Genomic DNA, 26,854 nt, shown 5'->3' with positions numbered 1-26,854 from the left:
GCGCACTTACCATAAATGTCACATAGCACACTAGCCTAGGCTGGTTTTAACTCCTTTAAAAATACGGCTATCTCATTAATGGCTTCTGGCAATGCATTGTCTATTTCTAGCAATTGTTCCTGCTTGGCCAGTCGCTCAATATCACTAAAACGACTTTGCACACGCACTGCGCCAATATCCCCCGCCATACCTTTAATGGTATGAGACACTAGTTTGACTTTAGAGGTATCTTTGTCGTTTACAGCAGCTTTAATTTCATCACATTTTCTAGGCACACTTTCAATAAACATTTCACATATTTTATCGAATAGAACTTGGTTACTCGCTAACCGCATCAAGGCCCGTGATTTTTCCCAAACAGGCGTATCGCTTCCCTCTGACGAAGAAGGTGTGGTAGATGAGATAGATGCTACAGGTGTTGTTGGCGATGCATGTGTTGAGGGAGATAAAGGTGATGAAGGCTCAACAAAGCCAGATGTCGATGCCAAAGACGATCTTTCATCTGCCACTTCATTGTGTACTACACGAGTTTCGTCCATGACCGATTTACCTAGAAATTGGGGGCTGTAGGCTGACTGGATCCAATTAATTATTTTAGGCTCTACCATGCTTGCCACTATAGGCTTGGTAACGTAGTCGCTCATGCCTGCTGCAATGCACTTTTCCTTTTCCCCTAACATTGCATTTGCCGTCATAGCAATAATAGGAATTTGCTGATGTACTTGCCCTGCGCGGCCATCTCGGATAGCGCTAGTACAAGCATACCCGTCCATTATTGGCATTTGGCAATCCATCAAAATACAATGAAGATAGTGCCCTTCTTTTTCGCATTCCCTTACAATATCTAGCGCCTGTTCACCGTTACTAGCAATTTTCACCGACACAGGCAAATTATCGAGAACGCCTCTGGCCACCTCTATATTAATCGCGTTGTCATCCACTATTAATACATGAGCCCCAGCTATGCTCTCTTTTTCCATATCAGTTGCACTGGATTCGACTTGCTGTGCAGGTGGGCTATCGATGAACTCAGAGGAAGAGCTGTCAACGACTTTTAAGAACTCAGATTTCAATAAGGGCTTAGTTAAAATAGCCGGCGTAAAGTTGGCATAATACGTGGCTTGTTTTCCAATACTTTGCAACATACAGATATGAGGAATAGATATTTGTTTAAGCAAATTGTCCCAATTTTCGTCCACGACCGACAAGATAGGGTTATTGTAATCAGTAACAATTACATCAATGGTATCCCAAGAAACCTCCTCGAATGAAACGATGCCGGTGTAAGTTTCTACACTGCTACCAGCTTCACTCTTAATTAAGGCGTTAATATTTTCTGCAAGCGGTGGGTACTGAGCAAACACAGCTAAACGCAACCCGTCCATTTTATTAGATAATGCCAAGTTTTGCTGACTATCTGCCGAAGTAACATCATCCACTGAAATCCAAAACGAAAAGGAACTACCTTGGCCTTGCGTGGAAGAAAAGTTGATATCGCCACCCAACAATACACTAAGTTGTTTGCAGATAGATAAACCCAACCCTGTGCCCCCAAATCGGGTAGCAACAGAGGCATCTGCTTGTGTAAAGGCAGTGAAAAGCTTCGACTGGTGCTCTTTTGCTATGCCGATCCCGGTGTCGGTTATCGTCACATTGAGCTGGGCGGTATCCTTGTCATTGCGTGTCAGCGATGCAGTGAGCGCCACATGACCTCGTTCGGTGAATTTGATGGCATTATTTACTAGGTTACTGATAATTTGAGATACCCGATGGGGATCTGACACCAATGCTTCAGCTTTTAACTCTGTGGTATCTACAAGAAATTCCAAGTCTTTGTTGTGAGCTCGTACCGCCAATGATGAAGATAATGTTTCTATTAATTGCACAGGATTAAACGCTTGCACGTTCAAGTCTAATTTCCCGGCCTCAATTTTCGACATATCTAATATGTCATTAATTAAAACACTTAAGTTGTTACAACTCACATCCATCATAGACGCCAGTTGTTCCGCTTTAGCAGAAAGAGGCTGACGTTTTAGCAAATTAAGTGAGCCGATTATGCCGTTTAAAGGTGTTCGCATTTCATGGCTTATGCTAGAGATAAACGCACTTTTTACCTGACTAGCTTCTTGGGCTTCATCACGCGCTTCTGCCAGTTGCTTAGTGCGGCTTTGCACTTTCTCTTCAAGCTCTAGATTATTTTTCTCGATAGCGCGTTGGGTATTACGTTCTTTTGTAATGTCGCGTAAAACCACTGCCACGCCTGAATACTGCCCTTGATCCCCCCAAATGGGAGACACCGTAACCGCTAGGCAACTCTCAATACCTGATGTTTGTTTAAATAAAATTTCATCCTGAAAATAGCCGATTCGCGCTACCTCAGCATTTAGGTATTTATCCCAAGCAATGGGGCGTATCGACGCAAAGGCACTGTAGTGATGACCTAAGATGGTTGAGCTTGGTAACCTAAACAACCGCTCTGCGGCCATATTCCAGCTTTTCACTATGCCATCAATATCCATACTGACAATGGCGTCACTAGACCCAGCGACAATGGCGTCACTAGACCCAGCGACAATGGCGTCACTAGACCCAGCGACAATGGCTGCCGACTCTCCGCGAGCTTCCGCCAATTCAAAGCTCTTTTTGGCACTTCGATGAAAGAACAGTAATACTGCTGCGAACACCATAGACATTGCCAAAAGAAAACCATAAACAGCCAATCGCCTTTCGTTCATTAAACCGGTAATAGTGTCAGCCGGTAGGGCAAGATGCACGTAAACGAATTGTTGCCCTGGGGAACTACTTACCACCACTTTTCGACTCGCAATGAACACGTCACTGACGACACCATCAACCCGCCTACTTACGTGCCTAACACCTTCAAAAACAGGAGAAGAAAATTGCGTTTCCCAAGTGGCTTCTGGCGCAAGGTCTTTGCTGAAATTAAAACGTTTTTGAGGGTGTAAAATGAAGAAGCCTTCATCATCGGTGAGATACAGCTGCTGGGGGAAGATACGAATTCAGTCATGCCGGCTAACGCAATAGAGGTATTTATGTTCATGATGATAAAGCCATACCTTCGGCCGGTTTCGCTAAAAATAGGCAATGATAAACGTAATACAGGTTTGTAAGGGTACTCCACTTTGCCGTATTCGCGGTTAAGACTGATACCAGACATATACAGTTCATTGCGAGATAATTGAGCACTTTCCTTGTAGTAGTCTCTGGTACTTTTTACTTGAAGTTCTCTATCGGCTAACGCAGATATTTTGCCGCCCGATCGTTCAACACGCAGAACCTCCTTGCCATCACCTATACTGATAATTCGTAGTTGATCAACTTCTTCATTATTTTCTATAAAGGCGATGAAAATTGTCTCTAAGCGCTTTTTCCAAAGGGTAAAACTGGTATTTTCTTTAGGATCTACCCCAGCGTTTTCAGTAGCACGGGGAATGCCAGATACAGACGGCGTAGCGTGTAAAAATTTTAAATTATCAGCATATTGAACCGCTTGGCGTTGTGTAAAGCCCTCTATCTCACTCGTTTGATGATTTAACTGGGACGACACATCATCTAAAACGCTTTGCGAAAGATTGCTTTCGAATAGAAAAGCCACTAATACAGTGACTAGGATTGCCCCAACAACAGCGAAACCCAGCATTTTTTGGGAATACTTTGCTCCCAGTTTCTGTTTTATAACCGCTGCCAAGGTGAACTATATTCCAATTATCTGATATACATTAAAAACTAGTTTCAGATTTGCAGATTGGCAAGTTATGAATCAATTTCATTTTAAATAGCTAGGTTTGGTATTCAAACCCACGCAGTGTACACTGCCAGCATGATGACACTTATTCAAAAATGTAACCTAGAACATGCACGAACCTAGCTTTCTTTGGTACGATTTCGAAACGTTCGGTACCAGTGGACAAAAAGATTTACCTTGTCAGTTTGCTGCCATTAGAACCGATCTGGACTTTAATATTATTGGTAAGCCCATTAATATTATGAGCGCCATTGCGAACGATTACTTGCCCCACCCTGAAGCCTGTTTGGTTACCGGTATTACGCCTCAGCAAACCTTGCGAGATGGCTCGAACGAAGCTGATTTTGCCAAGCGTATTTATCAGGAAATGTCGACGCCCAACACCTGCAGTTTGGGTTTTAATAGCATACGCTTCGATGATGAAGTTGCTAGATTCTTGTTTTACCGAAATTTCTATGACCCTTACTCTAGAGAATGGCGAAACGGCAATAGCCGTTGGGATATTATAGACTTGGCTCGAGCATGCTACGCACTTCGCCCTGATGGCATAAACTGGCCCACTCGCGAAGATGGTACGCCTAGCTTCAAATTAGAGCACTTAACTAAAGAAAACGACATAAGCCACGAAAACGCGCACGATGCATTAAGTGACGTTCATGCCACTATTGCCTTGGCAAAGCTAATCAAAGAAAAGCAGCCTAGGTTATTTGAATATGCTTATTCCCTTCGTAGTAAGCACAATGTGGCTAACCAGTTTGATTTAACTAAGCCTTCCGTACTGTTGCATATTTCAGCTAAGTTGCCTGCTAGCCAAGGGTGTTGTACCTGGATAATGCCTATTGCAAAACACCCGACCAACAGTAACGCGATTATTGCTGTAGATTTATCAAAGCCTATCGATAGCCTACTTAACGATTCTCCCGAAGAAATAAAAGCCAAACTTTACGCGCGTTACGAGCCTGGCAGTGATGCCAATAGTTTGCGCCCAGGGTTGAAGCTCATTCATATTAACCGTTCCCCTTTTGTGACTACCGCAAAAGCGATGACTGAGGACAATGCGCATAGATTAGGGTTAGACAGAGATACCTGCCTTGAAAATTATCGCATTCTGGCACAAGAACGTGACTTAGGCATGAAGCTGTCAAACGTGTATGAAAACGACACAGACGACAAAGAGCAAGATATTGATCACGCGCTTTATAGCGGTGGCTTTTTAAGTACTGAAGACCGCCATTGGTGCGACAAAGTGCTAGCATCAAGCCCAGAACAACTTGGCGCATTAGCTGAAGAGACTCAACATGTCGGCCTTAGGGCTTTATTGTTTAGATATAGAGCACGTAATTTCCCGTCTACACTTACTTATGATGAAACCTTGAAGTGGCAACGACATAGACAAGCGCGTTTAACTGATCCCACTTCGTCAGCATCTATTACGCTTGAACACTATATGAGTACGTTAGAACGCCTTGCTCATGAACATGTTGATAACCCCGAAAAACAAGCTATTTTAAGAGCATTATTTCAATATGCCGAAAACCTTTGACGCGGCGCAATGAAACGCATTACATTAAACTTATGTCTAATGCGTTATTGTTCTCTGCAATAATGCAGAAACACGCTTAAGTCTGCAGCGTTAAGGTCGATATTGACTATAGAAAAGTAAGCAAGACTGCTCAAAGGATGAATGTAGTAATGAACGGCGTAACAATAAGTTTTGATAAAACAAGAACCTATATAAATCTGACACTAAACCCTTCAGAGTTCTCTAAAGAAATAGACATACGCCAAGTAAAAACGGAGTTAGCAACCGGTGAAACTAAACGGTTATATGTTTCCGATGCGGCTTTAAAATCGGCTTGCGATACTGCTAATCATTACTTCAAAACCGGTGATAACACCGTAGTCCAAGAGCGAGTTGGTGAGAGACGGAACGCCGAAATAGAGTTTCGTATTCCTGAAGACGCAATGACAGCCAACCTTGTGATCACGTCACCCTACGGTGGAAAATCTCCCACGATAAATACCATTAAGTCTTTAGCCTTAAAAAACAACATTCATCGAGGCCTTGGCACACGCGTTATCGAAGCCATGTTAATGGAAGCACGAAAGTCACCTCCAGGCACCATCATCGAGCGTACAGTAGCAAAAGGCCTACCTGCTAGAAATGGCCGTTCATCGCGATTTATTCCGTTAGTACCCAATGCGCTTGAACGTATATTAAAACCGCAAACCAACGAAGGTGAGCGGGTAGATATGCGCAATCTAGGTGAGGTTATCTGCGTAAAAGTAGACACCCCTGTGCTTCGCAGAACAGAGCCTACCCTAGGCAGAAGTGGTTTTGATGTGCGCGGTAGCAAGCTACCCCCCATTCCTGGTGAGTGGGTAGAATTTCGCAAAGGTACCGGTACCGTTCAGGCTGATAACGATCAAAATTTATTAATGTCATCCATTGCGGGTATGCCGAAATACCAAGACCAAACCATGAATATCGACGATACCTATATTTGTAACGGGGTTAATGTGGGTACGGGTCACGTAAATTATGAAGGTGCAGTGCTGGTTAATGGCGACGTAACAGAAAAAATGCAAATAAAAGCAGAAGGTGACGTTACCATAAATGGTTTCGTCGAGTCTGCTCACATTGAGTCTGGTGGCGATATTATTATCACCGAAGGTGCGATGGGGAAATTAAATGACAGCGCAGGTGAATTCAACTGCCACCTCATAGCGAAAGGCAGTATTCATGTTCAGCATGGTCAAGGTATCGAAATTCACTGTTCAGGCAACATTACCGTTGGCCGTCAATTAGCTTATAGTAAGCTTCACTGTGGTGGCGCCGTTATTGTGGGCCAAATAGACAAACCAATGGGTAACTTGTTTGCTTGCGATATTGTAAGTCAAGATAGAATAGAGGCCGGCACCCTTGGTGCAGTATCTGGTAGCATGCTTAAAGTCGATTTTAGCCCTGGCTTTGCTCAACTACTTGAACGTAAAGATGCGTTAGACGAACTTGTGCGCCAACTACGTGAAAACAATAGCAAGCACAAAGAAAAAATTGATATTTTGAAAAGTAAAAAAGTGCCCAAGGAGCTTAAAACAAAAGTGGCTGAGGCGCTTGAAATGTTCGACAACGAAAACGCGTTGCTTGATTGGATTGAGTCGAAAGTGCTAGAAATTAGCGATGCAAAAGTTCAGTACCAACAAGATATTAAGCTTATTGCCAATAAGAAACTGTACCCTGGTGTAACAGCTAAACTGAACAATCGTAATTGGCGCTCAGAGCGTGAGTATGAGCGCGCCCATATTCATTACGACTCGCACCAATGGCATTACGAACCTATTATTTAAAGCGCTAGCGTTTGCATCGCTAATCTAAACCGCCACGCAGTGTTTAAAAATGTTTACTGCAGCAGGCTAGGCGTCACTTTATCCCACGCTAGTCTGCTATTGATACCTTCGCTATACCCAATCTTTTAGCGTGATACAGCGCCTTCGTTGTGCGCTCAAACCAATCGGTGAAGTTTTCACTCTCTTTTAGTTCAGCTAAGCCCGCACTGACTTGCATTTTAGTATTTTTGGTAAGTACGTCTTCGTCAATACATTCTACAAGTCGATCAGCGAGAACCCGTCCTGCGTCTAAGGTGGTTTGTGGGCACAAAATGATGAACTGTTCGCCTGTGAAGCGTGACACAATATCTACTTCTCTTACGGTCGCAAGACATTGGGACGCAACCTGCTTTAAAATATTTTCTCTATCGAACTCGTTTAATTCACCCCGACAATCGCGCTTAACCTCAATCTCCACAACAATTAACGATGCGGTAGTATGAAAGCGGTGGAAGCGAGAAATTTCTTCTTCTGCTTTTTGAATCATGTGATTGCGGTTATATAACCCAGTCAAAGTATCGTGGGCTGACAAAAATTCTAGGGTACGATTTCTGTCTAACAAGGTCGTTTGCAACGATTCTATTTCATCATTCTTCTGCTTTGTTAAACGTTTAAATTGTGACACTGTTCTATTGCGCCACACTAAGCAAACAATGGCCAACAATACAAAGCACGTGGTTACCACCAGTTTAAAATAATCCCGTTCATAACGAACCTGAACGTTATTCCACTGCTTATAAATATCAACCTTTCGGTTCTCTGGAATAGTGGCAATTGCAGTGTTTAAGATAGGAATAATGTCGCGAGAAGATTTATTCACAGCAAACGCAAGTGAATCGAACGGCTCCGCGTAACCCACAATGCTCACGTTATCTATCTTTTGATTATTGATATGCGTGTTTACGCTTAATAACGAGCCCACCATAACGTCGATGTCTCCTCTTGCTAATTCAGCAAGCCCTTCACTTTCGGTTTGTACTAATTTAAGCCTTAACTCAGGATAATGCCTGGAAATGTACTCTACCTGCCTGTAGCCCTTCACTACCCCAACAGTCCTGTGACCAATGCCTGCGTAACCTTGTAAAATAGGTGTGCCTGAACGGGCAACTAAAATATTGGGTGCTTCAAAATAAGGCGCGGAAAAATAAAGAAACTGTTTTCTAAAGTCAGAAACGTTCAGCATGGAGATGACTTGGCAGGTACCTTCCTGTACGAATGCCAAACTTTGTTCCCATGATTCAGTTGGCACAAGCTTGAAGGTTAAGCCAGAGAGCTCCGAAATAGTATTAATATAATCAGCAGAAATACCAACATGGTTATTATTTCGTATGGCTTCGTAAGGTGCCCAATCGGGATCGACACAATACGTCACCTCACGAGGAGCCGTGTTGTTTGCCGATTGCGGTTGAGAAACGTTCTGTTGAAGCGCTTGTGCTGCTATTTCCACTGAGTAAGAAAGCGTAAGCACAATTACGGAGAAGACAAGGCGTAAACACCTGAAAGAAATCAAAAAGACCACCTAAATACAAATACGTAAAATGCGAAAAATCGCATACCAGAGTATCTAACTTAGCGCCTGCAAATGCAACATCGGTCTAAACTAAAAAATCACGATACCAACACATTCAGCCAAAATTTAGGCAATTTACCCGCCATTTCGTTTCATAGTTGCTACATACTGAAAAACTCGTTTAATTATTCGACACTCGTCAATAATAAATCGAATCTATGCAGCGACGGATAATGAACGCTTTATTAGGATAATTAAAACACAAATGGCACCGGATTGTGGTGCCATTTACTTCAAAGTCATGCTTTTTTGACATCAATCAAGCATGCTGCTTATAGCATTTCAACCGCTAGTGCTACGCCTTCCCCACCCCCAATACATAAAGAGGCAATGCCTTTTGTCGCTTTCTTTTGATTAAGCGCGTGCAGCAAGGTGACCAAGATTCGTGCACCCGATGCGCCAATCGGATGACCAAGCGCACACGCGCCGCCTTTTATATTCACTTTTCGCTCGTCTAATCCCAGCTTTTGAACTGCCAACATAGTAACCATGGCAAAGGCTTCATTAATTTCGAACAAGTCGACTTCATCTTTAGACCAGCCTGATTTAGAAAGCACATTTTCCATTGCTCCAACAGGTGCTACTGTGAAATTCTCTGGCTCTATAGAATGTGTAGCATGGGCTACCACTTTAGCAAGTGGGGCTAATCCCAGCGCGTGCGCTTTGGATTCACTCATAACGAGTAACGCCGCCGCACCATCTGAAATAGAGCTGGAATTTGCTGCGGTTACCGTGCCGTCTTTTTTAAATGCAGGGCGAAGGGATGGGATCTTTTCTGGTCGCGCAGAACCTGGGCCTTCGTCAGTATCAACGACTACATCGCCTTTGCGGCCTGAGATAGTCACATTTACGATTTCATCTTTAAAACTACCACTGTTAATCGCTTCATGGGCTTTTGAAAGCGAACTAAGCGCGAATTCATCCATTTGAGTTCGCGTAATGTTTTCAGCATCCGCTGTATCTTGCGCAAAACATCCCATCGCCTTACCATCGTAAGCATTCTCAAGACCATCTAACATCATATGGTCGAGTACTTGTCCGTGCCCCATCCGATAGCCTGTTCTTGCCTTTGGCAACATATACGGCGCATTGCTCATACTTTCGAACCCACCAGCTACAACCACTTCAGCGCTACCGGCCTTGATTAAATCGTGAGCCAGCATTACCGCTTTTAAACCAGAACCACACACTTTGTTAATGGTGGTTACGCCTGCGCTAAGAGGAAGGCCTGCGCCTAACGATGCCTGACGAGCGGGCGCTTGACCTAAGCCAGCAGGTAAAACGCACCCCATAATAACTTCATCAACGTGGCTTACATCGAATGTATCGCACACCGACTTAATGGCAGTGGCACCTAGTTCGGTGGCGGCTACCCCAGACAGACTTCCATTGAAGCCACCCATTGGTGTGCGCTTCGCTGCTACGATCACTACTGTTTCACTACTCATCACTTGAACTCCTAACCATTTGTAATTTATGGAATAATATTCAACTAACTTTACTTTCGTATAAAAATGTAGACACCCATGTTTAGATAAGCGAACTATCTCACATATGAAAAATTGACGTTAGCAAAATGTTACTTTACCTTAACGTAAAAGGTAATTAACGTTAACGTAAACCTCAATATATTTAGTGTCAAGAATCCCCTTTCATTCAGGGAAAGTCTTTTTGTAAACAGCACAAGACAACGACATAAGACCAAAGGTACGTGTTATGAATAACAACGAGAAAGAGTCGGTATTCGCGATAGGTGAACTGGCAAAAGAGTTCGATATAACTCACCGATCCATTCGCTTTTATGAAGAGCAAGGGCTACTTAGCCCAAAGCGTACCGGGCAAAACCGTGTGTATGACAACAAAGATAGAGTGAGATTAATGCTCATTCTTAGAGGGAAACGATTGGGGTTTTCCTTAGCAGAAGTTAAAACCTTATTCGAAATGTACGACACCAATGGCAATTCCGCCGTTCAGCTAGGCACCATGTTGGAAATGACCGCACAAAAACGGGCTGTACTTCATCAGCAACTTGAGGATATTCAAAGCCTGATGCAAGAACTCGATGAAGTAGAAGCGCGATGCCGTGAAGAGCTAGCGGAATTAGAACAAGGAAAAATTGCATGAATACCTCCTACCCTACATTAAACTTTGACCTTGGCGAAGATATCGATTTATTACGCGAGCAAGTCTTCCAGTTTGCACAAAATGAAATTGCCCCGTTAGCAGAAGAAGCCGACGCTAATAACCAATTCCCCAATGCATTATGGCCCAAGCTGGGTGAAATGGGTTTGTTGGGGGTTACGGTATCAGAGCAATATGGCGGCGCCGATATGGGTTATTTAGCCCATACCATCGCAATGGAAGAAGTGAGCCGCGCATCAGCAGGTGTTGGCCTGAGTTATGGTGCGCATTCTAACTTATGCGTAAACCAGATTTTTAGAAACGGCAACGACGAACAGCGAGAGAAATATCTGCCTAAATTAGTGTCTGGTGAGCACATTGGCGCGTTGGCCATGAGTGAGCCTAATGCGGGTTCAGATGTGGTGAGTATGAAGCTGCGTGCACAAAAGCGCGGCGATAAGTATATCTTGAACGGCAACAAGATGTGGATCACCAATGGTCCAGACGCCCATACCTTTGTCATTTACGCAAAAACAGACCCACAAGCCGGACCCAAAGGGATCACCGCATTCATTGTAGAACGTGATTTCCCAGGCTTTACCCGCGCACAAAAGCTAGACAAATTAGGCATGCGCTCTTCAAACACCTGTGAACTTGTATTCCAAGACTGTGAAGTACCTGCAGCAAATATTCTGGGTAAAGAAGGCGAAGGCGTTAGGGTGCTCATGAGCGGGCTAGATTACGAGCGATTGGTACTGTCTGGTGGCCCCTTGGGCATTATGCAAGCCTGTATGGATGTGGTTGTACCCTATATTCATGACAGAGAGCAATTCGGTCAATCTATTGGTCAATTTCAACTTGTTCAGGGCAAAGTGGCCGATATGTATACCCAAATGAATGCCGCCAAAGCCTACGTGTACACCGTTGCAAAATCTTGCGATCGCGGTGATACCACCCGAAAAGACGCCGCTGGCGCCATTTTATATTCTGCAGAATTAGCCACCAAGATGGCCTTAGACGCCATTCAGCTTTTAGGTGGAAACGGTTATATCAATGAATATTCCACGGGCAGATTATTAAGAGATGCCAAGTTGTATGAAATTGGTGCGGGTACCTCAGAAATTCGCCGAATGCTTATTGGCCGCGAATTGTTTAACGAATCAAAATAATAATTATAACGTGTCAGTTCAGCTTTTTGCTCTTAACGACAGACTGTGCGGCTTATAAGGTCGCACTGAACAAACAGGAGGGGGTATGCCCGTTCTACGTTCAAAGATAAATACAAAATCAGACACCTTTGTTGCCAATGCGCAGCACATGCAAGCACAAGTAAATGACTTGGTTGCAAAAATAGAACAAGTTTCATTAGGCGGCGGGGCACAAGCTGCCCAACGCCATCAATCACGCGGAAAATTACTTCCTCGAGACAGAATTAACGCCTTAATTGACGACAACACGCCCTTTTTAGAAATAGGCCAATTGGCGGCGTGGGATGTGTACGACGATTATGTACCCTGCGCGGGCGTAGTAGCCGGTATAGGTTGCGTGGAAGGTATTGAGTGCATGATAGTGGCTAACGATGCCACGGTAAAAGGCGGCAGTTATTACCCGCTTACCGTGAAAAAACACTTACGCGCACAAACCATTGCAGAAGAAAATAACCTGCCGTGTATTTACTTGGTAGATTCAGGCGGTGCGAACCTACCCTATCAAGATGAAGTGTTTCCCGACAAAGAACACTTTGGCCGTATTTTCTTTAACCAAGCCAACATGTCGGCAAAGAATATTCCACAAATTGCGGTGGTAATGGGGTCATGCACAGCTGGCGGTGCCTACGTGCCCGCCATGGCAGATGAGAGCATAATTGTAAAAGAGCAAGCTACCATCTTTTTAGGTGGACCACCACTAGTGAAAGCAGCGACAGGTGAAGTGGTAACTGCCGAAGAGCTTGGCGGCGGTGACTTGCATACCCGAATTTCAGGGGTAGCAGACCAATTAGCCAATAACGATCATCACGCACTATCTCTTGCAAGAAATGCAGTTTCTAGGCTTAACCGTACCAAGCATGTTGCATTAGATGTGGCAGAGCCGAAGCCCCCGCGCTTCGATGCTAAAGAGATTTACGGCATCGTGCCTGCCGACTCAAAACAAACTTACGATGTGCGAGAAATTATCGCTCGGGTAGTAGATGATTCAGACTTTGATGAATTTAAACCCTTATACGGCACTACGTTAGTGTGCGGATTTGCGCGCATCTTCGGTTATCCGGTGGGCATCATTGGCAATAACGGCATTTTATTCGGCGAAAGTGCACTAAAAGGCGCACACTTTGTTGAATTATGTGCAATGCGTAAAATTCCCCTCGTATTTTTACAAAACATCACTGGTTTCATGGTGGGTAAACAGTACGAACATGGTGGGATAGCTAAACACGGCGCCAAGATGGTTACTGCCGTTGCGTGTGCCCAAGTCCCTAAAATTACCGTATTAATTGGCGGTAGTTTTGGTGCAGGAAACTACGGGATGTGCGGCCGTGGATACGATCCCAGGTTCTTATTTATGTGGCCAAATGCTCGCATATCGGTAATGGGCGGCGAACAAGCCGCTGGCGTGCTAGCTCAAGTAAAGCGGGATCAAAAAGAACGTGCAGGTGAAGCCTGGACCGACGAACAAGAGCACGCCATCAAACAACCGGTTATCGACACCTACGAGAAACAAGGACACCCATATTATGCCTCAGCCAGATTATGGGACGACGGCGTTATCGACCCTGCTGATACCCGCACAGTGTTAGGCCTATCGTTATCTGCGGCATTAAATCAACCTATACCCGACACCCGCTTCGGTGTCTTTCGCATGTAGTTGAGGGGAATTTATTATGGAACAAGCAGTTACTTATCACGTAGACGAAAGAAACGTTGCCCTTATTACGTTAAACCGCGCTGACAAACACAATGCATTTAACGATGACATGATAGCTACGTTAACCGAGCTATTTACGCGCGCCGGCAACGACAGCAGCGTTCGCGCCGTTGTTTTACAAGGCAAAGGAAAGAGCTTCAGTGCTGGTGCCGACTTAGAGTGGATGAAGCGCATGGCGCAGTACGATGAAGCCAAAAATCATATCGACGCAATGGCGCTGGCTACTATGTTACACACCTTATACACCTTGCCAAAGCCCACTATTGCCCGCGTGCAAGGGGCGGCATTTGGCGGCGCGGTTGGTCTTATTGCTTGCTGCGATATTGCCATTGGAAGCAAATTAAGCAAGTTCTGTTTAAGCGAAGTAAAAATAGGCTTAATTCCCGCCACTATCAGCCCTTACGTGATAGAAGCCATGGGGGCACGGGTGTGTCGACGCTATTTTCAAACCGCAGAAGTCTTCTCTGCCCGCCGAGCTCGCAGGCTAGGACTGCTTAGCGAGGCTGTGACCGAAGATGAACTTGATAGCACTATAGACGATATTGTCACCCAAATTTTAAAAAACGGACCCGTGGCGGTATCGCAAGCCAAAGCCTTAGTGCAGCAAGTTGCCAATGCGCCTATTAATGCTGAATTGCTTGATGATACAAGCAAACAAATTGCCAAAATAAGAACCTCGAAAGAAGGGCAAGAAGGCTTGGGGGCGTTCATCGAAAAGCGCGCCCCAGCGTGGCAGGAGAAACAAGCATGATCAAAAAATTACTGATTGCTAATCGCGGCGAAATTGCATGCCGAGTGATGCGTACAGCCAAAGCCATGGGTATTCAAACGGTGGCGGTTTATTCAGACGCTGATGCAAATGCCTTACACGTTTTACAGGCGGATGAAGCGGTTTATTTAGGCCCTGCCCCCTCGAAAGATAGCTACTTGCGCGGAACTGCAATTATTGAATACGCCAAAAAGCTTGGTGTAGATGCCATCCATCCTGGGTATGGTTTTTTATCTGAGAATGCCGAATTTGCTAAAGCATGTGCCGCGCACGATATTATATTTGTGGGCCCACCTGCGTCTGCCATAGAAGCCATGGGATCTAAATCTGCGGCCAAGAAAATTATGGAAGATGCCGGCGTGCCTTTGGTGCCAGGTTATCACGGAGATGATCAAGATGAGGCTACCTTAAAGCAAGCCAGTGATGCAATGGGCTATCCTGTGTTGCTTAAAGCTGCTGCCGGCGGCGGCGGTAAAGGCATGCGTCAGGTTTGGAAAGAAAGCGAGTTTTCGGCGGCGCTAAGTGCAGCAAAAAGAGAGTCGATGGCAAGCTTTGGCGATGAACATATGCTGGTTGAAAAATACCTCACCCGCCCGCGCCATGTTGAGATACAAGTTTTCTGTGACACCCATGGCAATGGCGTGTATCTATTTGAACGTGACTGTTCAGTGCAGCGTCGTCATCAAAAAGTGATAGAAGAAGCACCTGCCCCTAATTTTCCTGCCAATATTCGGCAGCAAATGGGCGAAGCGGCCCTTCAAGCAGCAAAAGCGATTAATTATGTAGGTGCGGGAACCGTTGAGTTTTTGTATGACGAAGACGGCTCGTTCTATTTCATGGAAATGAATACCCGCTTGCAAGTAGAGCACCCTGTTACGGAAATGATTACCGGTGAAGACTTGGTTCGCTGGCAGCTAGATGTAGCAGAAGGAAAAACCCTGCCCAAGACCCAATCAGAATTAACGCTAACGGGACACGCATTCGAAGCGCGTATTTACGCCGAAGATCCCAACAATGATTTTCTGCCCGCCAGCGGCACGCTCTCGCTTATCAAGACACCCATGCTATCAAGCCCGACTTCCTATCAAAATAGCCAGTCGCTAAACAAGACACCCACGTTATTTAGCCAAGGATCAACAAGTAAAGTACGCATTGATACCGGCGTACAGCAAGGTGACGACATTAGCGTTTATTACGACCCGATGATATCTAAACTCGTTGTATGGGGTGAGAACAGAGAAGCTGCTTTAAAACAATTAGTTAGTGCACTTAAGCAATATCACATTGACGGCGTAACCACGAATATTGATTTTCTTATCGACGTGGCTTCAAGTGCGCCTTTCATTAGCGCTGAATTAACCACAACTTTTATTGATAAACATACTGACACCCTGTTCAACAATCAGAGTCAATCAGTTGATGCTGAGCTTCCCGCAATAGCACTTTTGTCTGTACTTTCACGTAATCAAAGTACAGCGAAGAGTAATTCACTGCCCTCACCTTGGGGGATTGTTGGCTCGTGGCGCCCCAACATGGGATATCAAGAATCCCTTTCGATTATGATGGGTGATGAAGTTCATTCACTCACAATAAAACATATCGCCCAATCAGGTAATAGCCTGAATCAAAAAGGTATTTCCCTTGAGGTAATCACGGATACGGAAAGCATTGAAGCAACTGGTCATCTTGCTGGTGATGAATTAATTGCCTCTGTAGATGGAGTAAGACGGACATACCATTTCTCGAACAACGAAGGTCAATTTGGCTTATTTAGTCAAGACTCAACCTGCAATTTTAAGGTCTTAGCACCTGATATGGGGGATGACGACAACCACAGTGGTGCAAGCTTAGATGCACCAATGAATGGTACCGTGGTGGCTCACTTAGTTGAGGTTGGTAGTAGCGTCAAAAAAGGTGCACCGCTACTTATTATGGAGGCCATGAAGATGGAACATAGTATTACAGCGCCTTGCGACGGTGTGGTGCAAGGCTATTATTATCAACCTGGTGAGTTGGTAGATGGAGGCTCAGTGCTAATTGATTTCGATTCTGAGTCAGAAGTTGAATGAGTGTGGAAACCGCTATGAAGACACCCATCGTAAATTCACCCTCTAACCCTGCGACTCACTTTCCCTCTAAAGTGAGGATCGTGGAAGTTGGTGCTCGTGACGGGTTGCAAAATGAAAAGGCGATTCTTAGCGCTAAAGACAAAATACATCTCATCAATTTGCTTAGCGCAAGTGGTTTAAAGCGTATTGAAGCTGGCAGCTTTGTTTCTCCCAAGTGGGTTCCTCAGATGGCAGATTCTGACGCAGTTTTCAATGGAATTAGCCGTTCCAATGATGTTATCTATTCAGCCCTGACCCCTAACCTAAAAGGGTTTGAAGCTGCGCTGTCTGTTGGCGTTGATGAAGTTGCTATATTTGGCGCGGCTTCTGAATCTTTTTCTCAAAAAAATATTAACTGCTCAATCAGTGAAAGCCTAAAAAGATTCGAGCCCGTTATTGCGGCCGCAAACACGCATAATATCCCAGTTAGGGGCTACGTATCTTGTGTGATGGGCTGCCCTTATGAAGGAGAAATATCTAGCGACTCGGTAGCGCAGGTTTCCAAGGGTCTACATGATATGGGCTGCTATGAAATTTCACTTGGCGACACCATTGGAACCGGCACTCCAGCATCTACTGCTCGTTTGCTCGAAAACGTTTGCCACCACGTACCAGTTGCCGACTTAGCTGTCCACTTTCATGACACCTATGGCCAAGCATTAGTCAATATCTACACCGCGCTACAATTTGGTATATCGAGCATAGATAGCGCTGTCGCAGGCCTTGGGGGCTGCCCATATGCTAAAGGCGCCAGCGGAAACGTGGCGACAGAAGACGTTCTGTATATGCTAAATGGACTTGGAATTGAAAGTGGCGTAAGTATGGATAAGTTGCTTGTTGCCACTGAATTTATCTCTTCTGTATTAAACAGAAAACCAGTGTCTAAGGTAGCTAATGCATTGCTTGCCAAGGTAAATTAGATTCACTTCCTTCGGCATTTAGCGCAACCAAGACATCCATTGTAAAATAAAGGGTCAATTCAATAGTACTATCAAGACACCCTTAGTAAAGGTCAGCTAACCGGACACCCACGATAATACAAAGAATCAATTCGATTAATTCACACCTAAGATACAGGTTCATCAATTGCAATTGATTGCTAGCATGGACGTATATGAATTTACTGGATGTTAGCCGTGCCGCAATCAAGACGCAGCCAAATCAGCCTTGCTGATACTCCTTATTATCACTGCGTTTCACGCTGCGTTAGGCAATGCTACCTATGCGGTGTTGATCAGAATTCGGGAAAAAGCTTCGAACATCGAAGAGGCTGGGTCGAGCGCCGCTTATTAGAGTTAGCTTCGGTGTACTCCATTAATATTTGTGCTTATGCGGTGATGAGCAATCACGTTCATGTAGTCCTGCATGTTGATAAACAAGGTGCCAATTCATGGAATCTAGAGCAAGTTCTAACCCAATGGCACCGTATCCATAAAGGCACTCTACTTACCCAAAGGTATCTTAAGGGTGAGCGCCTCTCGGAAGCCGAATTACAAACAGTAACCGATACTGCTGAAGTTTACCGCCAGCGCCTGTACGACATTAGTTGGTTTATGCGAAACCTTAATGAGTTCATCGCTAGGGCAGCTAATAAAGAGGATGAGTGTACAGGACGATTTTGGGAAGGAAGGTTTAAATCCCAAGCTTTATTAAATGAAAGCGCCCTACTTTCCTGTATGGCTTACGTGGACTTAAATCCGGTTAGAGCTAATATAGCGACAACGCCTGAAAATTCTAGGTACACCAGTATTCACTCACGAATACAGGCAATGAAGTGCAATTCGAATACTTCTGAATTACTACCGTTCACAGGAGAGTGTGAACAACACGACTCCAAACTATTATCCGTTGGCCTACCCGACTACCTTGAACTCGTCGATACAATGGGAAGAATCATTCGTGACGACAAACCAGGTTACATAAATAGCAATTACGCCCCGATATTGTCTAGATTAGGGATAAAACAGATGCATTGGCAGACGCTTACCACTAGCTTCGAAAAGTTATTTAGTTATGCGGCTGGGTGTGAAGTTACAATGAGAAAGTTTAAGCAAAATACCAATAGGCAGCGAGTAAGGGGAATAAAGAACGCAAAATTGCTTTCCCACGCAAGTTAGTTACTGTCTTCTGTTCGTAAATATGAGCTAAATTGATAAAAGTCTCCCTTTTTGACTCTCCAACCCATTAACGTTAAAGGTTAATTTGTAGCCCTACCTTAGTGGTAACACTACGTCCTTACTAACCTTTTTTAAACTGTCTAAATAAGCACATCACATCCATAAATAATCGCCGAGTCAAATACTTGGGCCTTTTTAAACTTCTGCTCGGCTAATAAAACTAACGAGACACCCACTGTATTTCCTTGAGCAGGAATGAGATTAAAAACCTTCATTAGGGTGGATGTCCTCATATCTTTTATATTTTCACCACAAATCCTAGTTAAATGTAAACTTGGGTGTCTTCGTAAAATTAAGTAGTCTTATAAGCTAAGGTTTCCCTGATAACCTTCTTAAGATGGGTGTCCTGTTAGCTCTCTGATAGCGTTATTAAGTTGGGTGTCTTGATAACTCTCTTGATAACTCTTATAACGTCTGAGAATTCTTAATCTAAGCAGGTTCTCGATTACCACTTAATGCCAACCAAGACTCATTAGCTTTCCAGGTCGTTAGCCATTGTGAAACTTGATTAGCTGGCATAGGCTTAGCAATGCCATAACCTTGCGCTAACACACATCCCAAGCGGATCAGCGCAACGCCGTGTTCAACTGACTCTACACCTTCCGCAATCACTTCTCGTTTAAATGCTTTTGCTAATCCCACAACACCTTCAACAATCGCTAAGTCATCGGTGTCATCTAACATGTCTCGTACAAAGCTTTGGTCAATTTTGATTAAGTAAGCTGGCAAACGTTTAAGGTAAGTAAGTGATGAGTAACCAGTACCAAAGTCATCTAAAGCAAAGCTAACCCCTAAATCGTGACACGCATTCATTGTTGATGATACTTGAAAGGTATCTTGAAGCGCGCTGGTTTCCAAAATTTCCAGCTCTAAATAGCCTGGGTCTACGTCGGGGTGCGCCGCTAAAAGTGTTTGTAACCGAGAAGTAAAGTTGTCTTGCTGCAGTTGATGTGCACTAATATTCACACTTACGGGCAATGAAATACCGCGTCTCTGCCAATGCGAAATTTGTGTTAAAGCCGCATCAATAACCCACTCTCCTACTTTCAAGCTGATACCATGTCCTTCAATAACTGGCAAAAATTCGAGCGGTGGAATCAAGCCGCTTTCAGGGTGCTCCCAGCGGAGCAAAGCTTCTACACCAATCACTTCACCAGAGCGCATATTCACCTTAGGTTGGTAGTGTAAGACAAACTCTTTGCGATCCAACGCAACCCGAACATTATCAATGCTCTTGTTATAGGAATTAATCGCGTTATCTTGCTCTAAATCGAACTGATGATATCGGTTTTTCCCCCCCTGCTTTGCAACATACATGGCTTGGTCTGCGTGGCGTATCAACTGATCCGCATCTACGTTATCTTGAGGGAAAACAGTCACGCCAATACTGGCCGACACTTGCATAACCGCCTCAGCAATATTGACGGGGGCCGAGGCAGATTTAAGAAGTCGATTTAGAACATGCTCACAGTCACTAAACTCATCCAAATTAGCCATAATAATAATGAATTCGTCACCGCCAATACGTGCAATGGTATCTCCTGCTCTTAAGCTAGCTTTTAAGCCATTGGAGACTTCAACCAAAAACTGATCACCAATGTCGTGTCCGTAATTATCATTAATCGCTTTAAAACCATCTAAATCCATAAATGCGACGGCCAGTGAATTTTGTTGTAGCTGACTGTGCTTAATGGCTTGATTAAGTCGCTTGGCAAGCAAGACTCTGTTAGGTAAGTTGGTCAGCAGATCATAATGCGCTATTCGTTCTAACTTACCTTCATTGAACTTAATTTCGGATATGTCGGTTGAGAGTGATACATAATGTTGCACCTGCCCTTCCGCGTCTTTGACCGCACTTATTGTAACCATCTCAGGATAAACTTCACCATCCTTACGACAGTTCCAAATCTCACCTCTCCAGTGCCCATCGGTGTTCAGCGTATTCCACATGTTTTTATAAAACTGCGCGCTGTGTCGTCCAGACTGAAGAATTCTAGGGTTCTTCCCTAGCACTTCCGATTTGCTGTAACCGGTGATTCGGCACAACGTATCGTTCACTTCAATAATAGTCGCCGAGGCGTCGGTTATAATAATGCCTTCGTTCGCATGAGTGAAAACGCTGGCAGCACGCTTTAGTGTCTCTTCAGACCGATTCTTTTCGATAGCGATACTCGCTAAACTTGCAGTTTGCTCAATTAGCGCAAGATCAGTATCCGAGGGATTATTAATACTAGAGTGATAAATAGCAAAAGTACCGAGCACAGCGCCTTGCGTAGAACGAATTGGTTCAGACCAACAAGCTCCTAAATTAGCGCGTTCAGCTAACGCTTTGAAATTTTCCCAGTAAGGGTGTGTTTGAATATCTGCCACGATGACACGTTCGTTAGTAAACGCCGCTGTACCGCAAGAACCCACGCCCATACCTATCTCTACACCATCAATAGCATCGGTATAAAATTTAGGAAGACTAGTTCCAGTTCCGTTGCGCAGATGCCCCCCTGAATCCTCAAGGATCAAGATGCTGCACATCATTTCTGGGTTATTAAGCTCAACCACGCTGACAATGGCGTCTAGCACCTTTTTTAGAGGTTCTCCGCTGGTAATGAGTTCTAATACCTCGCTACGCGTTGTTTCTCTTAACTCGTTCTGCCTGCGTTTAGTAACGTCTCGGATAACACCAACAATAAATCGTCTATTATTGCGGTCGATAAATCGGCTCAGTTTAGCAAGTACTACCCGTGCCTGGTTGCCCTTACCTTGCAGGGCTTGCTCTATGACTTTATCTTCTCCGGTATCTAAAACATACTGATCGCTGTGCGCTAACTTCACCAATTCTTGTGGGTAAATTTTATTTGAGAAGGTTTTTCCAATGAGTTTTTTTCGAGAAACGTTTACAAGCTCACAAAAGGCGTTGTTAGCAACTAAAAGTTTACCCTCCCCGTCTTTTATAAATACAGGGTCAGCTGATATATCCAAAAACGCATTAAGATAACCCTCTAATTCCTCGGGATCTTTTACTGGCAATGCTGCCGGACCATTGTTTTCTTGCTGTTTATAAGACATATGTGAAACCAAACTCGATTACTAAAGCCACGTTCGCCCAATATCGACTGATATATAAATTGGGTTTCAGAAATGCAATCACGGTAATTTGCACGGCGTTCGACCTCCTATTCCCTTATTTTTCCCTTGGTAACATAAGCGTAGTACAAATCGCCATAGTGAGCATTGCTACCATAATGTACACCACTGAAAAGTCGATAAAAGACGATAAAATCGCGTACAATCCACCAAAGCCAAGTAAAATAAGGCCTATAGCTGTATTTGAAAAACCGACTAATTCAGTCCTGTCTTGTCCATCTTTAATATCTAAACTGTAAGTTTTGCGCCCTGTTCGCACACCCGCATGAGCAATAGAAAGAATAAAAAACAACCCTGCAGACATCCACAAATTTTCAGGCTCCATAGCAAGTAAGCCAACACAGGCAATTATTGCCAAGGCACCTGACAATTGAAGGGTGAATCGAGCGCTTTTATCTGCAATTTTTCCCCAAAGAAAAGAAGAAAGCATAGAAGCTAAGGCTTGTGCAGCAAGATAAAACGGGAGCAAAGATTTAGCGCTTTGTGAACTTTCCAGCATAAAGTATGGCGCCACTAGCGCAGAGTGGACGAACAACCCCCTCACAAAAACGAACCGATATACCGTGTTGTCAAAACGCCAATTAAACAAAGACTTATTTTTAGATTCTTCTATTTCAACATGGGTTTTTATTGAAAACATTAAAAATAGCGTGACACAAAATGCAAGCGCTGATGACCCTAGCAAAATATAAAGTGAATAGCCTTCAAGCTCTTTTTCAAAATACACCAAAGGTACTGCGGCGCACAACGTCATCACACCAGACGCCGTGGAAGCTAACCCTACTAACTTCCCCCGTTCCCCTTTTTGACTGACATCGGCTTCCATGTCTTTTACGGTAAGTGAGCTTGCAGAGCGGCCTAAACTAAGAAATACAAGCGAAGCGAGTATAATTAGCCCAGCCACAAAACCTTCGGTGACAAGCGCGGCAGCTAACATGGTACATATGGCCGATACCTGTACAACCATACCCAATCGCCAAACGTGGTGTCTAGCGCTTTTCCTGCGTAAATACATACCAATTAGGGCTTGGGGTAATAGTGCGCCAGATTCGCGAATTGGCACCAACCACATCACCATCCAGCCAGGAGCCCCTAAAGAGATTAATAGTGCGGGTAATGTAGTTTTTGCAGACGCCAGTAAATCGGCCAATTTATTAAAAGCTAGGCCTACAATTAGACGACGTTTATTTCCCAGCATGTCCTTTCCTAAGGTAATTTCACGAAATCACAAATGCGACTACTCAGCAAGCGTACCAAAATCAATTTTAGCATTACTTAAAGAACTTTATACTAAAAACCCTTGATACTTGATCATGCTGCGTTTATGGGCACTATATCGTACTAACACACTGAACAATCTTAACAATTAGGCCAATTTAGAAATATAAGCTTATCGAGATAGCTTATCGAGACACCCATCATAAACTGACTGACCCACTAATTTTTTCAAGTACGATCGCGCGGGTTCCATCAGAGTTTTATATCATATTTTAAACACTATCATGGGTGTCTCATTAACGCTTTTAAGACGACCAAAGCATGGGTGTCTCATTAACGCTTTTAAGACGACCAAAGCATGGGTGTCTCGTTAACGCTTTTAAGACGACCAAAGCATGGGTGTCTTCATAATGATGTATTGTTTCTAAACGTGGGTGTCTCGATAACGTCGATAACGCCAATAACATCAGCTAGCAGCACTAGAAAATCCATTTGGATTTCTAGTGCTGAAAACGAAAAAAGCCGAGTTCGCTTTGGAAAATATCCATATAAGCGAACTCGGCTTAGTCTGTAGTGAAAACCATTTGGCGCTTTTGCGCTAAGGTAAAAGCTAGACTAAATTACTACCCTTTATTTTCTACAACCGTTTTCAAATTTTCTAATCCCATTTCGAAATCTGGGCCAATCATGCCATCCATCATAAATACGAAGTAGCGGCTGATAATATTGTTGCCTACGTCGCCGGAGTCAACCCACGTCACTTTGGTAGCCTCACCTGCGGGCGATATTACCAATGAACCCGTCGAACCCATTTCCCATTCAGGAAAAGCCAATGAGTAAACCACCTTTTTATTGTGTTCTAAATCGGTAATTTTCATCTCCCCATTGCCTTCCGTCACGCTTGTCCAAGATGACATCATTCCAATAGCTCTATCAGGTCCAGAGTAATCGATTTCCATACTAGGGTCCCGTTGAAACCAAACGCCCCAGTTTTGCCATGCCCGTAAATCGACAACATCGGGATAAATTTCTTCAGGTTGTGCATTAATCAAAATGCTTCTTTCAACTGTGTATTGCTTTGGCAGGAACAGCCCAACCACAACTACCAAAGCAATCAGTAAGCCCACACCTAAAACTATCTTCTTTAAAACTGCCATCTAAAACTCCATGATAATCACATAGGATTAGAAATATATAACAATTATTTAACAAATGGCACTGATGATTGACTAAATTCTCCGCTTAAATAATGAATTACCATTTCGCGAACATAATCAGCATCAACACTTGCCACCCAAGAGATTGAGCTCCCCGATTTGCCGCAGAGGTAAGTATGTCCCGCATTCGGCGTGGTTGTGCTTACTGCAACCCGACCGGTTTCAATACGTAACTTGTCTTCTGGCAACGCTAAGATACAAGTAGAAAGAATATCCCATAAAAAATACGTAAATTCATAAGACGGAATAGACGTTACCGTAGACGCCCAGAATTGACCAGATAGGTCTGATACTGGCGTATTTTTTACCGCAAGTTGCCGCAAGAAATCCCAACTAACTGGCAAATCGTTGGTGGCATCTAAAGGCACCAATAGCAAATTTACACCACTATCTACCAATGCTTTAGTCGCCTTAGGATCCCAATATGCATTCCATTCCGCTGAACCGTCGTGATCATGCATAGCCACATTGCCTTTAACCTTCACCGCTCCACCCATCCACACTACCTTTTGTACGTTATCTACCAGGTCTGGACTTTGGGTCAGCGCGGCGGCTAAATTGGTTGCAGGGCCAGTCATTAACACGGTGACAGGCTCAGCAGCATGAGCTAATGCATCTTGCATCCATTCATGAGCGGCCTTGGTTTCTACTTTCACTTCATCATGAGACGTACGTAACATTAAAGGTGTAGCATGGCACATTTTAGGCTGAGCCCGCCATTCAGGCGGAAACGGATTTGGGCCGGCTAACTGCCCTACACTCACGGGAATATGAGTGTTCCCTGTCAATGTTAAAATTTTACGAGTGCTAAGCAAAGCATCATCAGGATAACAATCGGCCGGCGTAATGGTGACACCCACCACATAAATATTAGACAAACGCAGCAAAAGTATTAACGATAATAAATCGTCAATACCACCATCGTGGTCAAAAATAACTGGGGTAGTAGAAGACATAAAAAATCCCTTAAGAAAAAAATAACGTTTTTTTTACATAGTTCAGTAAAACGCCGTGGCTTTATATTTATTCTTGTGTAATATGAAGTTAGGTTATCATAAAACCTAATTTTCAAGGGCAATATTCTACTTACTACGCCCTAGTGCAATCGGTATGAATTACGGTTTTTACACATTCATCGACACCGCAAAATTGTGTCTTAAAAAATGGAGAACGAGGACATGGCAGATCAGAGTCCACGCTATATTAGTAATCTGACTCGCGATACCTACGCATTGATTCTGGCCGGCGGCCGAGGGTCACGTTTGCATGAGCTAACAACATGGCGTGCAAAACCTGCTCTCTATTTCGGTGGTAAATTTAGAATTATCGACTTTCCCCTTTCCAATTGTATCAACTCAGGTATTAGGCGAGTTGGTGTAGTTACCCAATACAAATCACACTCCTTGATAAGGCACTTAGTGCGCGGTTGGGGGCACTTCAAGAAGGAACTTGGCGAGTCGGTAGAAATTCTACCCGCTTCTCAACGATTTTCAGATAGCTGGTACGAAGGTACCGCCGACGCAGTATTCCAAAATATCGACATTATTCGAGACGAACTCCCCAAGTACGTAATGATTTTATCTGGCGACCATATCTATCGCATGGATTACGGTACTATGCTAGCTCGTCATGTTGAAAGTGGCGCAAAAATGACCGTGTCATGTATGTCGGTGCCTATCGAAGAAGCTGCCGGTTCATTCGGTGTAATGTCGGTAGATGAAAACTTCCGTATTAACGGTTTTGCAGAAAAACCTGAGCATCCGGCTCCCCTACCTGGCGATGATACCCGCTGCCTAGCATCAATGGGCAACTATGTTTTCGATACTGAGTTTCTTTTCGAACAATTACGAAGAGACGCTGAAACCTCTGGCTCACAGCGTGATTTTGGTAAAGATATTATTCCGTCGATTATCAAAGATCATCCCGTGTATGCGTTTGAATTTGAAAGCACCGGCGGTGGCGATGCCTATTGGCGCGATGTAGGTACCATTGATTCATTTTGGGAAGCCAATATGGAAATGGTTGCGCCGGTTCCACAGCTTAATTTGTACGATCAGAAGTGGCCTATCTGGACCTACCAAGAACAATTACCGCCTGCAAAATTTGTGTGGGAAGATCACGACAGACGCGGTGAAGCGATTAATTCGGTTGTGTCTGGCGGCTGTATCATTTCTGGTTCAACCCTTCGCGGCACAATTTGCTTCTCTAACGTAAGAGTGCACTCGTACGGGCTTATAGAAGATGCGGTAATTTTACCTGATGTAGAAATCATGCGTCATTGTAAGCTAAGAAAAGTACTGCTAGATAGAGGCTGTGTTATTCCAGAGGGCACCGTTATCGGCTACAACCATGACGATGATAGAGCTCGAGGGTTCCGTGTTTCAGAAAAAGGCGTGGTGTTAGTTACAAGAGAAATGCTAGGCCAACCTGTTGGCGGCCTATCTCCTAACTAAAA

The 26,854-nt window shown here is 44.1% G+C and carries 19 protein-coding genes; 10 read left to right on the top strand and 9 right to left on the bottom strand.

The genetic code is table 11. The annotated features are described in order from the left end of the window. Positions 1-35: 35 nt before the first annotated feature. Both J5X92_RS05840 and J5X92_RS05835 read right to left on the bottom strand, forming a co-directional pair. Positions 36-2,837 carry an ATP-binding protein gene (locus tag J5X92_RS05840; RefSeq protein ID WP_208805041.1) on the bottom strand — a complete coding sequence of 934 codons (2,802 nt, stop codon included), beginning with the start codon at positions 2,835-2,837 and terminating at the stop codon, positions 36-38. A 29-nt stretch (positions 2,838-2,866) separates the two neighbouring features. Then, positions 2,867-3,712, bottom strand: coding sequence for a PDC sensor domain-containing protein (locus tag J5X92_RS05835; RefSeq protein ID WP_148112471.1), 846 nt, complete (start codon positions 3,710-3,712; stop codon positions 2,867-2,869). 166 nt (positions 3,713-3,878) lie between these two features. Here J5X92_RS05835 and sbcB point away from each other — a divergent pair, with 166 nt between their 5' ends. Both sbcB and J5X92_RS05825 read left to right on the top strand, forming a co-directional pair. Beyond that, a complete protein-coding gene (gene sbcB, locus J5X92_RS05830; protein ID WP_013784510.1) occupies positions 3,879-5,312 on the top strand; it encodes an exodeoxyribonuclease I in 1,434 nt (477 codons plus the stop codon). A gap of 149 nt (positions 5,313-5,461) precedes the next feature. Then, a complete protein-coding gene (locus J5X92_RS05825; RefSeq protein ID WP_126872155.1) occupies positions 5,462-7,117 on the top strand; it encodes a FapA family protein in 1,656 nt (551 codons plus the stop codon). A gap of 88 nt (positions 7,118-7,205) precedes the next feature. Here J5X92_RS05825 and J5X92_RS05820 read toward each other — a convergent pair whose 3' ends face one another. Then, a complete protein-coding gene (locus tag J5X92_RS05820; protein WP_339891802.1) occupies positions 7,206-8,675 on the bottom strand; it encodes a transporter substrate-binding domain-containing protein in 1,470 nt (489 codons plus the stop codon). A 323-nt stretch (positions 8,676-8,998) separates the two neighbouring features. Next, positions 8,999-10,174 (bottom strand): acetyl-CoA C-acyltransferase, encoded by a 1,176-nt coding sequence (locus J5X92_RS05815; protein WP_208805037.1) that lies wholly within the window; start codon positions 10,172-10,174, stop codon positions 8,999-9,001. A gap of 268 nt (positions 10,175-10,442) precedes the next feature. On the opposite strand from J5X92_RS05815, the gene J5X92_RS05810 reads away from it, so the two are divergent. The 7 genes from J5X92_RS05810 (at position 10,443) to J5X92_RS05780 (ending at position 18,763) form a co-directional block, all read left to right on the top strand. Further along, positions 10,443-10,850 carry a MerR family DNA-binding transcriptional regulator gene (locus J5X92_RS05810; RefSeq protein ID WP_013784514.1) on the top strand — a complete coding sequence of 136 codons (408 nt, stop codon included), beginning with the start codon at positions 10,443-10,445 and terminating at the stop codon, positions 10,848-10,850. After that, positions 10,847-12,016, top strand: coding sequence for an isovaleryl-CoA dehydrogenase (locus tag J5X92_RS05805; RefSeq protein ID WP_208805035.1), 1,170 nt, complete (start codon positions 10,847-10,849; stop codon positions 12,014-12,016). Before J5X92_RS05810 ends, J5X92_RS05805 begins: the two co-directional genes overlap by 4 nt. Positions 12,017-12,101: 85 nt before the next feature. Beyond that, complete coding sequence (locus J5X92_RS05800) at positions 12,102-13,709, top strand: carboxyl transferase domain-containing protein (RefSeq protein WP_208805033.1); 1,608 nt, start codon at positions 12,102-12,104, stop codon at positions 13,707-13,709. 16 nt (positions 13,710-13,725) lie between these two features. After that, positions 13,726-14,520 carry an enoyl-CoA hydratase/isomerase family protein gene (locus J5X92_RS05795; protein WP_013784517.1) on the top strand — a complete coding sequence of 265 codons (795 nt, stop codon included), beginning with the start codon at positions 13,726-13,728 and terminating at the stop codon, positions 14,518-14,520. Then, entirely contained in the window at positions 14,517-16,607 is a 2,091-nt protein-coding gene (locus J5X92_RS05790) for an acetyl/propionyl/methylcrotonyl-CoA carboxylase subunit alpha (protein ID WP_208805031.1), read from the top strand. Before J5X92_RS05795 ends, J5X92_RS05790 begins: the two co-directional genes overlap by 4 nt. 14 nt (positions 16,608-16,621) lie before the next feature. Then, positions 16,622-17,566, top strand: coding sequence for a hydroxymethylglutaryl-CoA lyase (locus J5X92_RS05785; RefSeq protein ID WP_049791817.1), 945 nt, complete (start codon positions 16,622-16,624; stop codon positions 17,564-17,566). Between the two features lie 216 nt (positions 17,567-17,782). After that, the gene (locus J5X92_RS05780; RefSeq protein WP_041452917.1) at positions 17,783-18,763 is read left to right on the top strand and encodes a transposase; all 981 of its coding nucleotides are present in this window, start codon (positions 17,783-17,785) and stop codon (positions 18,761-18,763) included. 140 nt (positions 18,764-18,903) lie between these two features. Here the strand turns inward: J5X92_RS05780 and J5X92_RS21225 are convergent, their stop codons facing one another. From J5X92_RS21225 to J5X92_RS05760, 5 genes are all read right to left on the bottom strand, one after another. Continuing rightward, the gene (locus J5X92_RS21225) at positions 18,904-19,038 is read right to left on the bottom strand and encodes a hypothetical protein (protein WP_013784521.1); all 135 of its coding nucleotides are present in this window, start codon (positions 19,036-19,038) and stop codon (positions 18,904-18,906) included. Positions 19,039-19,252: 214 nt separating this feature from the next. After that, positions 19,253-21,886 (bottom strand): EAL domain-containing protein, encoded by a 2,634-nt coding sequence (locus J5X92_RS05775; RefSeq protein ID WP_208805029.1) that lies wholly within the window; start codon positions 21,884-21,886, stop codon positions 19,253-19,255. A gap of 115 nt (positions 21,887-22,001) precedes the next feature. Beyond that, positions 22,002-23,162: an MFS transporter gene (locus tag J5X92_RS05770; RefSeq protein ID WP_013784523.1), complete on the bottom strand. Its 1,161-nt coding sequence runs from the start codon at positions 23,160-23,162 to the stop codon at positions 22,002-22,004. A gap of 643 nt (positions 23,163-23,805) precedes the next feature. Continuing rightward, entirely contained in the window at positions 23,806-24,339 is a 534-nt protein-coding gene (locus J5X92_RS05765) for an SRPBCC family protein (RefSeq protein WP_208805027.1), read from the bottom strand. Between the two features lie 44 nt (positions 24,340-24,383). Beyond that, positions 24,384-25,355 carry a nucleoside hydrolase gene (locus J5X92_RS05760; protein ID WP_208805025.1) on the bottom strand — a complete coding sequence of 324 codons (972 nt, stop codon included), beginning with the start codon at positions 25,353-25,355 and terminating at the stop codon, positions 24,384-24,386. A gap of 222 nt (positions 25,356-25,577) precedes the next feature. Here J5X92_RS05760 and glgC point away from each other — a divergent pair, with 222 nt between their 5' ends. Next, positions 25,578-26,852, top strand: a complete 1,275-nt coding sequence (gene glgC / locus J5X92_RS05755; protein ID WP_013784526.1) for a glucose-1-phosphate adenylyltransferase — start codon at positions 25,578-25,580, stop codon at positions 26,850-26,852. Positions 26,853-26,854: the final 2 nt, after the last annotated feature.

Source organism: Alteromonas sp. K632G, from assembly GCF_017653625.1.
Classification (GTDB): domain Bacteria; phylum Pseudomonadota; class Gammaproteobacteria; order Enterobacterales; family Alteromonadaceae; genus Alteromonas; species Alteromonas naphthalenivorans.
This window is presented reverse-complemented; position numbering and strand designations above follow the sequence as displayed.

Bases quoted from the DNA above. Each gene is read 5' to 3' on its own strand.
- sbcB (WP_013784510.1), top strand. From the start codon at position 3,879: ATGCACGAACCTAGCTTTCTTTGGTACGATTTCGAAACGTTCGGTACC.
- J5X92_RS05825 (WP_126872155.1), top strand. From the start codon at position 5,462: ATGAACGGCGTAACAATAAGTTTTGATAAAACAAGAACCTATATAAAT.
- J5X92_RS05815 (WP_208805037.1), bottom strand. From the start codon at position 10,174: ATGAGTAGTGAAACAGTAGTGATCGTAGCAGCGAAGCGCACACCAATG.
- J5X92_RS05810 (WP_013784514.1), top strand. From the start codon at position 10,443: ATGAATAACAACGAGAAAGAGTCGGTATTCGCGATAGGTGAACTGGCA.
- J5X92_RS05805 (WP_208805035.1), top strand. From the start codon at position 10,847: ATGAATACCTCCTACCCTACATTAAACTTTGACCTTGGCGAAGATATC.
- J5X92_RS05800 (WP_208805033.1), top strand. From the start codon at position 12,102: ATGCCCGTTCTACGTTCAAAGATAAATACAAAATCAGACACCTTTGTT.
- J5X92_RS05795 (WP_013784517.1), top strand. From the start codon at position 13,726: ATGGAACAAGCAGTTACTTATCACGTAGACGAAAGAAACGTTGCCCTT.
- J5X92_RS05790 (WP_208805031.1), top strand. From the start codon at position 14,517: ATGATCAAAAAATTACTGATTGCTAATCGCGGCGAAATTGCATGCCGA.
- J5X92_RS05785 (WP_049791817.1), top strand. From the start codon at position 16,622: ATGAAGACACCCATCGTAAATTCACCCTCTAACCCTGCGACTCACTTT.
- J5X92_RS21225 (WP_013784521.1), bottom strand. From the start codon at position 19,038: ATGAAGGTTTTTAATCTCATTCCTGCTCAAGGAAATACAGTGGGTGTC.
- J5X92_RS05775 (WP_208805029.1), bottom strand. From the start codon at position 21,886: ATGTCTTATAAACAGCAAGAAAACAATGGTCCGGCAGCATTGCCAGTA.
- J5X92_RS05770 (WP_013784523.1), bottom strand. From the start codon at position 23,162: ATGCTGGGAAATAAACGTCGTCTAATTGTAGGCCTAGCTTTTAATAAA.
- J5X92_RS05765 (WP_208805027.1), bottom strand. From the start codon at position 24,339: ATGGCAGTTTTAAAGAAGATAGTTTTAGGTGTGGGCTTACTGATTGCT.
- J5X92_RS05760 (WP_208805025.1), bottom strand. From the start codon at position 25,355: ATGTCTTCTACTACCCCAGTTATTTTTGACCACGATGGTGGTATTGAC.
- glgC (WP_013784526.1), top strand. From the start codon at position 25,578: ATGGCAGATCAGAGTCCACGCTATATTAGTAATCTGACTCGCGATACC.